This window comes from Succinivibrio faecicola (assembly GCF_019448115.1).
In the GTDB taxonomy this organism is placed as follows: Bacteria; Pseudomonadota; Gammaproteobacteria; order Enterobacterales; family Succinivibrionaceae; genus Succinivibrio; species Succinivibrio faecicola.
The window spans coordinates 24,925-35,466 of sequence record NZ_JAGFNY010000021.1 but is presented as its reverse complement, the minus strand read 5'-3'; the positions used below and the strand labels follow the sequence as shown (position 1 = coordinate 35,466).

Genomic DNA, 10,542 nt, shown 5'->3' with positions numbered 1-10,542 from the left:
TGAAATAAGAAAGTCCCTAATTCAAAGGGACTTTGCTAAAAACTCCACTAGATCAGTAAAATCTAGCAAAGTTTGGGGTAAAAGAAAAATCCTATGACAATAGGTATGTAACTGTTTTCATAGGATTTTAGAAAATTCAAGACTGGTATTTTACTTTTTATCAGCAACTTTTGTAATTTTGTTTGCAGCTGCAGTAAGCACCACGTCAGATGAACTGTTCAGAGCTGTTTCAAAAGAATCCTGAACAACACCGATTATAAAGCCAATACCTACAACCTGCATTGCAATGTCAGATGAAATACCAAAGAATGAGCAGGCAAGAGGAATCAGCATTAAAGAACCTCCTGCAATGCCAGATGTACCACATGCACCAAGAATAGCTGCTACGCACATTAAGAATGCTGTTGCAAAATTAATATCCATATTTAAAGTATGAACTGTAGCCATGGTCATGATTACGATGGTTACTGCAGCACCAGCCATATTGATAGTACAGCCAAGAGGAATTGAAATGGAGTATGACTCTCTTGGAATATTCAGTTTTTCACATAAAGCAAGATTTACAGGAATGTTTGCAGCTGATGATCTTGTAAAGAAAGCTGTAATACCTGAATTTGCAACTGCTGTGCATACTAGAGGATATGGATTCTTTTTAGTAACAGCAAATACAAGAATAGGATTTATTATAAATGCAACAATCAGCATTGTTGCAACAAGAACCATTACAACATGTACATAGCTTAACAGGTTTGAAAAACCACCTTCCTGTGTGCAAGATGCGTATACCAAACCTAAAACACCTAATGGAGCAAAACGAATAACAATTCTTACAACACCAGAGATAATTGATGCAAAATCTGATAAAACTGATTTTGTGTTGTCAGATGCTCCTCTGAATAAAATTCCAAAGAGGATGCCCCAGAGTAAAATTGCAAGATAATTGCCACTGATAAGAGCATTTACTGGATTATCAACTGCCTTTTTAATACAAGCTGTTAATACTTCAGATACACCAAGTGGAGCTGTTGCAACAGCCTTGTCAGCCAGATGCGGAAATGAACTTGGAAATAATGTTGCCATTACAAGAGCAGTAGCAGCTGACAGAATCATTGCAATTATATAAAGCATGAAGATTGGCTTTAACTTTGCGTTAGTTCCTGACTGATGCTTTGCAATTGATGCTGAAACAAGAACAAATACAAGTAGTGGTGCAATTGCCTTAAGGCCTGATACGAACAGATCACCGAGCAGTGAAATGAATGCCTGTCCTTCTGGCACAAGCATGGCTAAAAGAATACCTAGGATCATGCCAATAATAATCTGCATGATAAAAGGTACTGCATTAAAGAATTTGTATACGGCACCTTTTGGATTTAAAGCGTGGATCATAAAAACTCCTTTTTTGTTTAATCTTTCGGATTATACAAAAAGTAGGAATAATTGTTGTTATCTTCTAAATGACACTATTACAATCTTCACAAAAAATTTCTCTTATGCTCTCTTTTAGACACTAATGAATAATGATATGCACAAATAGAGCATAACCGTAATCTTTTCAAGCAGATTTAAATTTTGAGAAAATATCTATGCTAAAACTTTAATCGAGTAGGTAAGATGTGTCATTCTACCTGCTGATATTCTCTAATAGCTCTTACATGTGGATCAGCATTGTAGACTGCAGCAATTCTTATAAGCTCTTTTTGTGGCAGTACATTGCCATAATCACGATTCTTAATCTGCTCAATTGCTTCATTAAGTTTAGTTTTTGCCAAAGGATCACTATCGGCATACTTAAGCTCAATGACAATTCTTCTGTTGAGTCTTTCAATAACCAGATCAGCTCTTCCTTTTGAAGAATGTACTTCAGCTGATACTTTAGCTCCTGCAGCTTTTAGATAAATACAGATATATCCTTGAACAGATGATTCAGAGTTTAAAGGAAATTTATCATATGAAACTGTATTTAATGCTGTATTGAACAGGTCAATAATCTGTTTTGCATTACCTTCGTCAAGTATGTTCTTGCCATCAACATTAACAGATGTTTCCTTCTTTAAAGCTTTTATAGCCATAAGCTGAGTTAAAGAATCATAAACTTCTCTGTTTGGAAAACCTAAACTTATGATACTATCACCAGATGAAAGAGGTGAGCGAAGAGTCAGATATCCTGTTTGACATAACAGAACATTATTATCAATATCAAGTAACGAAGTAGGATTTAAAAAACTGTTTCTTGAAACTTCAATTAAGTGATCTTTATTCAAGTATTCAAAAGGGATTATTTCCTGTTTTTCAATACTTTTGGCAATAATCGAAGGTAAACCTCCATTATCGTACCAGTAATCTCCAAATTGTATATAACCGTTAGATTCAATATCTTTAAAAAAGTTGTTTACAGACCATGATGAGAATACTTTTTTAACACAATTCTCATCAAAACAGTATCCATCATAGTTGTATGCAATTTTATCAAGCATTGTATTAATCTGAGTATCAGTTACTCTGTCAACTGATACGTTATTATCATATGAAGCGGCAAGTTTAAGGTAATCAATATAAAAAGTTTTTATCTCATCTCTTGTAAAACCAATAAGCTGACTGTATGCACTTTTATTTGAGATATCGACGATATCGGAGCCAACAGAAAAGATGGTTGCATCTTTTAACCTAGTAACACCTGTAACTGCAAGAAACTTTATAGAATCACAACTTTTTAAAGTGGCATAAATGCTTCTTATGATTTCGCAGAATTTTTCATAGAGCTCTGGATTGTTAATGTTTGCAACTAACTGTCTGTCGTATTCATCAATCAAAACTACAACCTTATAGTTTTTAAGTTCAAGTAAAGTTAGTAGTCTGTTAAGTGCTCTTTGAGGCTCTGATGATTCTTTGTAACCTTCAATATTATAGGTATTAGCAAAAACTGAAATTAGTTCAACAAGATCTTCTTTAAAATCATCAATGTCAGACACAGAGCATTTTAGAAAATCAAGATACAAGACTGGACATGTAGGGTCTGTCCATTTGTCATAAATCCATGTATCCTTGAAATATGGATCGACACCTTTTTCAAAAAGAGTTCCAATTGTTTTTAATGTCAGTGTTTTTCCAAATCGGCGAGGACGTGAAATAAAAACCTTATCTTGCGTCATTAAAAGTTTATAGATAGTCTCTGTTTTATCAATATAGATCCTATTGTTATCATAAAAATTAGTAAATGCACCAGAATTGCTTATTGTTTTCATTATTTAGCTCCTACATGCATTATAGTTTGTTTTTACTTTCTCTGCATAAAACAGGAGCTTAGTGCTTATTTTAAGTATGGTTTTCTTCTTTTATAAACAAAAAGTAAGAGATTAGATGATGGTTACACCTGCTGATATTCTCTAATAGCTCTTACATGTGGATCAGCATTGTAGACTGCGGCAATTCTTATAAGCTCTTTTTGTGGCAGTACATTGCCATAATCACGATTCTTAATCTGCTCAATTGCTTCATTAAGTTTAGTTTTTGCCAAAGGATCACTATCGGCATACTTAAGCTCAATGACAATTCTTCTGTGGAGTCTTTCAATAACCAGATCAGCTCTTCCTTTTGAAGAATGTACTTCAGCTGATACTTTAGCTCCTGCAGCTTTTAGATAAATACAGATATATCCTTGAACAGATGATTCAGAGTTTAAAGGAAATTTATCATATGAAACTGTATTTAATGCTGTATTGAACAGGTCAATAATCTGTTTTGCATTACCTTCGTCAAGTATGTTCTTGCCATCAACATTTACAGATGTTTCCTTCTTTAAAGCTTTTATAGCCATAAGCTGAGTTAAAGAATCATAAACTTCTCTGTTTGGAAAACCTAAACTTATGATACTATCACCAGATGAAAGAGATGAACGCAAAGTCAGATAACCTGTTTGACATAACAGAACATTATTATCAATATCAAGTAACGAAGTAGGATTTAAAAAACTGTTTCTTGAAACTTCAATCAAGTGATCTTTATTTAAATAATCAAATAGATTTATTTTGCTCTTTTCTATATTTTTTGCCAGTATTGATGGTAGACCTCCATTATCAAACCAGTAATCACCAAAGTGAACTTTTTCTTTTTCTAATATAGACTGAAGAAAATTGTTTACAGACCATGTTGAGAAAACTTTCTTTTCATAGTCTTCATCAAAACAGTATCCATCATAGTTATAAGCAATTTTATCAAGCATTGCATTAATCTGAGTATCAGTTACGTTGTCAACTGATACATTATTTTCATATGCAGTGGCAAGTTTTAGGTAATCAATGTAGAAAGTCTTTATCTCTTCTTTAGTAAAACCAATAAGCTGACTGTATGCACTTTTATTTGAGATATCGACGATATCGGAGCCAACAGAAAAGATGGTTGCATCTTTTAACCTTGTAACTCCAGTTACAGCCAAAAATTTGATAGCTTCGTTGTAGGTCTTAAAGGTGGCATAAATCCTTCTAATAATTTCTCTGAATTTTTCGTAGAGGTTTGGATTGTCAATGTTTGCTACAAGCTGACAGTCATATTCATCAATTAAAAATACGATAGACTGATTATGCTCTTTTAGTGCATACAACAAAGATGCAAGTGAGCCATCAGTTTCAATATCTTCTCTGTATCCTTCAACATTATATTTTTTTGCAAAAGTTGAAATATCTTTAATAAATCTTCTTTTAAATTCATTTATATCAGTAACAGAGTAATCAAGAAAACTGATTTTTAAAACAGGATAAGTTGGCTCAGTCCATTTGTCATAAATCCATGTACCTTTAAAGTAAGGAGCGACTCCTTTTTCAAACAGAGTCCCTATAGTATCTAAAGTAACAGATTTACCAAATCTGCGAGGACGTGAGATGAAAACTTTTTTTTGCATTTTTAGTAGCTTATATATAGTTTCTGTTTTGTCTATATAAATATAATTTCTACTAAAAAAGTCTGTAAATGATCCTGATATGCTTATTGTTTTCATCGTTATATTCTCATGTATGCTCATATTATAGCTATTTCTGTGAAAAATTAGATATTTGAAACTCTTGCAAATTTTTGTGAAGATCTTTCTTGGAATATTTAAAATTCATTGATCTATTAGCTCTGTTAGCATATACTAACATTAGTTAATCTATGCTAACTTAGGAAGTATTATGAAAACTTTAGACAAAATTCCTGTTTTATCAAATGCAGTTGTTAAAAAAGTGCATGCAAAGGGAACATCATTAAGAAGAAGACTTCTAGATATGGGAATAACTCAAGGCTGTCAAGTAACTAAGGTCAGACAGGCTCCTTTAGGTGATCCTATAGAACTTAACGTCAGAGGATATTCTCTTATTATAAGAAATGAAGATGCCATGCTTATCGAGGTAGAGTGTTAAAATGAACTGCAGAAAATGTAAAGGCTGCGAAATCTCATCAAATGTCTTAATTGACCGATTTGCTTCAAAAAGAATCGCCCTAATTGGAAATCCTAACTGTGGTAAAACCACATTATTTAATCTTCTGACAAAATCACATCAGTATGTGGGTAACTGGCCTGGTGTTACTGTTGATAGAGTAGAGGGCCATGTTAAAGACTACAATTATGCAATTGTCGATCTTCCAGGACTGTATGCATTGTCTCCTTATTCACCCGAGGAAATTGTATCAAGAAATTATCTTCTGTCAGATGAGTATGATGTAATCGTCAATATAGTTGATGCTTCACATCTTGAGCGATCACTTTCTTTAACACTTGAACTAGCCTCATTCAATAAGCCAATGGTAATTGCGCTTAATATGATGGATGTGATTGCAAAACAGGGTATCAGCATCGATGTAAAGGCACTTGAAAATGCTTTAGGTGTTCCTGTTGTTTCAATGAGCGCGTCAAAAAAGAAAGGTGAAAAAGAGCTCTTAAAGACAATAGCAAAAGCAAGAGTACCTGAAATTGAAAAGTATTATGACAAGAATGTTATAAGAATAATTGATTCAGTTGCTAACAAGATAACAGATGAAAAATCACTGTTTTCAAGAAGATTTATTGCAACCTCTCTTTTACAAAGTGATGAAGTATATTTAGAAGAGCATGAGTCAAATCAGGCGATAATGGACAGTGTAAAACAAGGAATTAAAGAACTTGAAGAATACACTAATACAGATTGCCAGGCATATTTTGCCGATGCTCGCTATAGTGCAATAGGCAGAATTGTAGATTCTTGTAAGAAAAAGCAAGAGAAAGGTAATTCTAATATTACAAAAGCAATAGATACTGTTGTTTTAAACAGGATCTTAGCCCTTCCAATTTTCTTTATTGTGGTTGGTTTTGTATATTTTGGGGCGATGTATTTTACATCCTATCTTGAGCTTATACCTCACACTGCAGATGGCGAAACAGAGTATCTGAATATTACTGATTATGTAAACGATGTTGTATTCGGTGAATTCGCTACCTCAATTGTTGAAAATATGCTAACAGCTGTAAGTTCTCCTGATTGGTTTGTTTCACTTATGGTTGATGGTGTTGTAGGTGGTGTAGGTGCTGTGCTTGGTTTCCTGCCTCAGATTGCATGTCTGTTTTTATTTTTGTCATTTCTTGAACAGTCAGGATATATGACAAGAGTTGCTTTCATCCTTGATAGGATCTTCAGAAGCTTTGGCCTGTCTGGTAAAAACTTCATACCTCTTGTGATTGCAACTGGTTGCGGTGTGCCTGCACTTATGGCAAATGCTACTATTGATAATATCAATGAAAAAAGAATAGGTCTTATCACTACCACATTTATTCCGTGCTCTGCAAAACTTCCAATAATGACCATGATCTTTGCGTCCGTTATGAATAATGCATGGTGGTTTGCTCCTTTTGTATATGCAATGAGTATATTTTCTATTGTATGTACAGGCATCATTCTTAAAAAGAGCAATGCATTTAATGAAAGTGTATCTCCTTTTGTAATGGAGATCCCTGATTATCATATGCCATCTTTATTCTCAGTTCTAAAAGAGGTTTATACCCGTTGCAGAGCGTTCGTTGTTAAAGCTGGTACTATAATTTTCACAGTTGTTGTACTTGTCTGGCTGTTGTCAAATACTGGTGTTGAAAACAAGAATATTGGTTTTGTTGAGAATGTTGATAATTCTTTCCTTGCAATGATAGGTGGTCTAATTGCATTTATCTTTGCACCTATCGGCTTTGCATCATGGCAGAGCGCGGTTGCTATGGTAAATGGCTTCTTAGCTAAAGAAAATGTTGTAAGTACTATGGCTGTTGTTCTTGGTTTATCAGAAAATACCCTTGAAGAAGATCAGTCTTTGTCTCAAGCATTAGTATCATTCTTTGCTAGAATTAACGGATGTGATGAAAACTCCTATCTTCTGCCAATTATTGGACTAAGCTTCCTGTCATTCTGTCTATGGTCAACACCATGTGTAGCTGCATTAGGTGCAATGAAAAGATCGCTTGGCTCAAACAGATGGTTTTTATTTGCCATCTTTTATATGACAGCATGGGCTTATGGAATTTCACTTGTTATCTATCAGCTGTTTGGATATATGTATGGAGTAGTTCCATTCAATACATTTACAGTTATAGCTATAGCTGTATTACTTCTGTTTATTGTACTTTTAATAAGGCCATCAAAACACAAAGGTGTATCTCTTTCTATTCCATCTAAGAGAATAGACTGATGTTAACAGTAGGGCAGATAATAAAAATCTGCCTTGCTCTTTTTTTGCGCAAAAAATCTTTGGATCTGATATAAAATAGTTGAATAATTGCTCAACTATTGTATACTTAATATAAAGAATGAGGAGATAATTATGCGCTTAAGATTTGATATTAAAGGTATTGACTGCCCACACTGTGCCTTAAAGCTTGAAAAGATGATAAAGGATAAATTTGAAAATGCTGTAATTAACTTTGCAGCATCATCCTTAGTCATTGATGCAAAAGATACCCTTTGTGAAGAAGATGTTTTTAAGATTGCGTCAGATATAGCATTCAACTTTGACAGTAATGTAAAGATTAGTTTAAGAGACTAGTGAAGTTCTTTATATCTGTTTTTATTTGTGTAAATTGTTGCATATATGCTCATATATAATTAGGTGATTTATGAACAGCAGACTTAAATTGATTTTTTCATCTACTGTATTTATCGTACTTGTCATAAATGAATATCTGTTTGACAGTTATTTACCTGTATCTGTTGTTCTTCCCCTTACACTGTTAGCTTATATTTTTTGTGGATTAGATGTTGTACTTGATGCTGTGAAAATGCTGATAAAGCAAAAGCGCATGACAGAGCAGCTTTTAATGACCATCGCAACATTTGCAGCTTTCATTTTAAAAGACTTTCCTGAGGCGCTTGCAATCATGGTCTTTTATAAGATTGGTGCAAAGTTTGAGGATTTTGCTAAAGCAAGATCTCATAGTAACATCATGCATCTGGCCTCAATACGACCACAAATAGCTAGAGTTGTAATAGATGGTGAAGAGAAAGATATAAAACCTAGGGATGTAAAAATTGGAGATACCATTAAGGTATTAAAAGGAGAAATTGTTCCAGTTGATGGTGTTTTGCAATCAGATTGCTGTGCACTTGATACCAGATCACTTACAGGAGAGAGTAAGACTCTTGTAGTGAATAAATCTGATAATGTACTGTCAGGATCAGTTAATATGTCAGATGTCATATATATAAAGGTAACAAAACTTTATAAAAACTCATCTTTGACAAAACTAATAAATCTTATTGAAGATTCAGCAATAAACAAATCAAAAAGTGAAGATCTGATCCGTCGTTTTTGTACCTATTACACTCCATTTGTGGTAATAACTGCCATTTTGCTTTGTCTTGTTCCTGTTTTTCTTGAGGGGGCTGTGTTTTCTGACTGGATTGAAAGAGCATTGGTGTTCCTGGTCGTATCCTGTCCTTGTGCTCTTGTGCTGTCAGTTCCATTAACATTCTTTGCAGGTATTGGTGCCTTAAGTAAAATCGGTGTTCTTGTAAAAGGATCTGTGCATATTGAAACAATCAGCAGATTAAAGGCAATTGCCTTTGATAAGACAGGTACTCTTAGTACAGGTGAATTCAAACTGTCAGATGTAATAACAAGTCTTGATAAAAACTATCTTTTTTCTATTATCTTTGCACTTGAGAAAAATTCAACTCATCCAATTTCAAAGTCTTTATTACAGGCAGCAAAGTCGTACCCTATAGAGCAATTAGACGTTTGCGATTTTAAGGAAATATCAGGATTTGGCCTTACAGCCTTTATAGATAAAAAAGAAATTTATTTTGGTTCATATGAGTTTGTTAAGAAAATCTGTAACTGTGTTAATACTCATACAGATGATGGTTATACAAGACTTTATCTTGTGATAGATAAAGAACTTAGTGCAACTTTGTTACTTGAAGACTGCATAAAGGATGATGCTAAAGCATTAGTTTCATACCTTGATAGTAACAACATTAAAAGCACAATTATTTCAGGTGATTTAAAAGGCTGTGTACAGCTTGCATCAAAAAAAACCGGTATAAAAGATTATTATTATCAGACTACACCAGATAAAAAAGTTGAAGTATTTAAGAAAATTAAAGAGCAAAATCATATAGTAGCTTTCTGCGGCGATGGTTTAAATGATGCTCCTGTAATAAATCTGTCAGATGTAAGCTTTGTTATGGGAAAGAAAGGATCTGCTCTGTCAGTTGAGAGCGCGGATATCATTGTTATGAATGATTCTCTTGAAAGCGTAAGAAAGTGCTTTGTAATTTCAAAGAGAATTTACAAAACTGCAGTATTCAATATTGCTTTTGTCATATTCATAAAGTTCATGGTGCTATTTTTAGGTGCTTTTGGATTTGCAAATATATACAGTGCAATTTTTGCAGATGTCGGAGTGCTGATACTGGCCGTTCTCAATGCAATGCGAGCTCTGACATTCAGATAGAACTATTTTGATTTTATCTTGTCAATCCAATATATTAGATATTAGTCTAATATATTGGATAATTATATTTCTCATCTGTATTCACATTTTTATTAAATAAGTTATCATTTGTTTGCACAGTATTGTGAGAAAAATATGGTTAATTTAGATACAGCAGATATTCAGATCCTGTCAGTATTAAGAGAGGATGGAAGAAAGTCACTTAGAGATATAGCTTCAAAGGTTGGACTGTCTGCTCCAGCTGTTAGCAGCAGAGTCAAGCGTCTTGAAGATCTAAAGATTATTGAAAGTTATGGAGCGAAAATCAGTTCTCAGGTTTTTGCTCTATCCTTAGAAGCTCTAATCTATGTTCAGGTGATAAATGCTGATGAGGATAAATTTTTAGAATATGCAAGAAGCCTTCTTTGTGTAAATTCACTTTATAAGATTGCATCTGATTATTCATATATAATTAAGGCTTCATTTGAGAATACTGCAAAACTCAATAACTTTGTAACCAACCTTCAGACAAACTATGGTAAGTGCAAAGTAGAGCTGATTTTAAAAAGAGAAATAGAGGATAGAAGCTCTCTTTCTTTTACAGATTTTGATAAATAGAG

The 10,542-nt window shown here is 33.6% G+C and carries 8 protein-coding genes; 5 read left to right on the top strand and 3 right to left on the bottom strand.

Going from position 1 to position 10,542, the window contains the following annotated elements; translation table 11 throughout:
• Positions 1 to 150: 150 nt before the first annotated feature.
• The 3 genes from sstT to J5V48_RS06630 form a co-directional block, all read right to left on the bottom strand.
• Positions 151 to 1,389: a serine/threonine transporter SstT gene (gene sstT / locus J5V48_RS06640; RefSeq protein ID WP_219937788.1), complete on the bottom strand. Its 1,239-nt coding sequence runs from the start codon at positions 1,387 to 1,389 to the stop codon at positions 151 to 153.
• Positions 1,390 to 1,619: 230 nt separating this feature from the next.
• The gene (locus J5V48_RS06635) at positions 1,620 to 3,245 is read right to left on the bottom strand and encodes an AAA family ATPase (protein ID WP_219937787.1); all 1,626 of its coding nucleotides are present in this window, start codon (positions 3,243 to 3,245) and stop codon (positions 1,620 to 1,622) included.
• Positions 3,246 to 3,367: 122 nt separating this feature from the next.
• Positions 3,368 to 4,993, bottom strand: a complete 1,626-nt coding sequence (locus tag J5V48_RS06630) for an AAA family ATPase (protein ID WP_219937786.1) — start codon at positions 4,991 to 4,993, stop codon at positions 3,368 to 3,370.
• 172 nt (positions 4,994 to 5,165) lie between these two features.
• Here J5V48_RS06630 and J5V48_RS06625 point away from each other — a divergent pair, with 172 nt between their 5' ends.
• From J5V48_RS06625 to J5V48_RS06605, 5 genes are all read left to right on the top strand, one after another.
• The gene (locus J5V48_RS06625; protein ID WP_219937785.1) at positions 5,166 to 5,393 is read left to right on the top strand and encodes a FeoA family protein; all 228 of its coding nucleotides are present in this window, start codon (positions 5,166 to 5,168) and stop codon (positions 5,391 to 5,393) included.
• A gap of 1 nt (position 5,394) precedes the next feature.
• On the top strand, positions 5,395 to 7,680 hold the full coding sequence (feoB, locus tag J5V48_RS06620) for a ferrous iron transport protein B (protein WP_219937784.1): 2,286 nt from the start codon (positions 5,395 to 5,397) through the stop codon (positions 7,678 to 7,680).
• Positions 7,681 to 7,812: 132 nt separating this feature from the next.
• On the top strand, positions 7,813 to 8,034 hold the full coding sequence (locus J5V48_RS06615) for a hypothetical protein (protein ID WP_219937783.1): 222 nt from the start codon (positions 7,813 to 7,815) through the stop codon (positions 8,032 to 8,034).
• A 70-nt stretch (positions 8,035 to 8,104) separates the two neighbouring features.
• On the top strand, positions 8,105 to 9,943 hold the full coding sequence (locus J5V48_RS06610) for a heavy metal translocating P-type ATPase (RefSeq protein WP_219937782.1): 1,839 nt from the start codon (positions 8,105 to 8,107) through the stop codon (positions 9,941 to 9,943).
• Between the two features lie 135 nt (positions 9,944 to 10,078).
• Positions 10,079 to 10,540 carry an Lrp/AsnC family transcriptional regulator gene (locus J5V48_RS06605; RefSeq protein WP_219937781.1) on the top strand — a complete coding sequence of 154 codons (462 nt, stop codon included), beginning with the start codon at positions 10,079 to 10,081 and terminating at the stop codon, positions 10,538 to 10,540.
• Positions 10,541 to 10,542 lie beyond the last annotated feature (2 nt).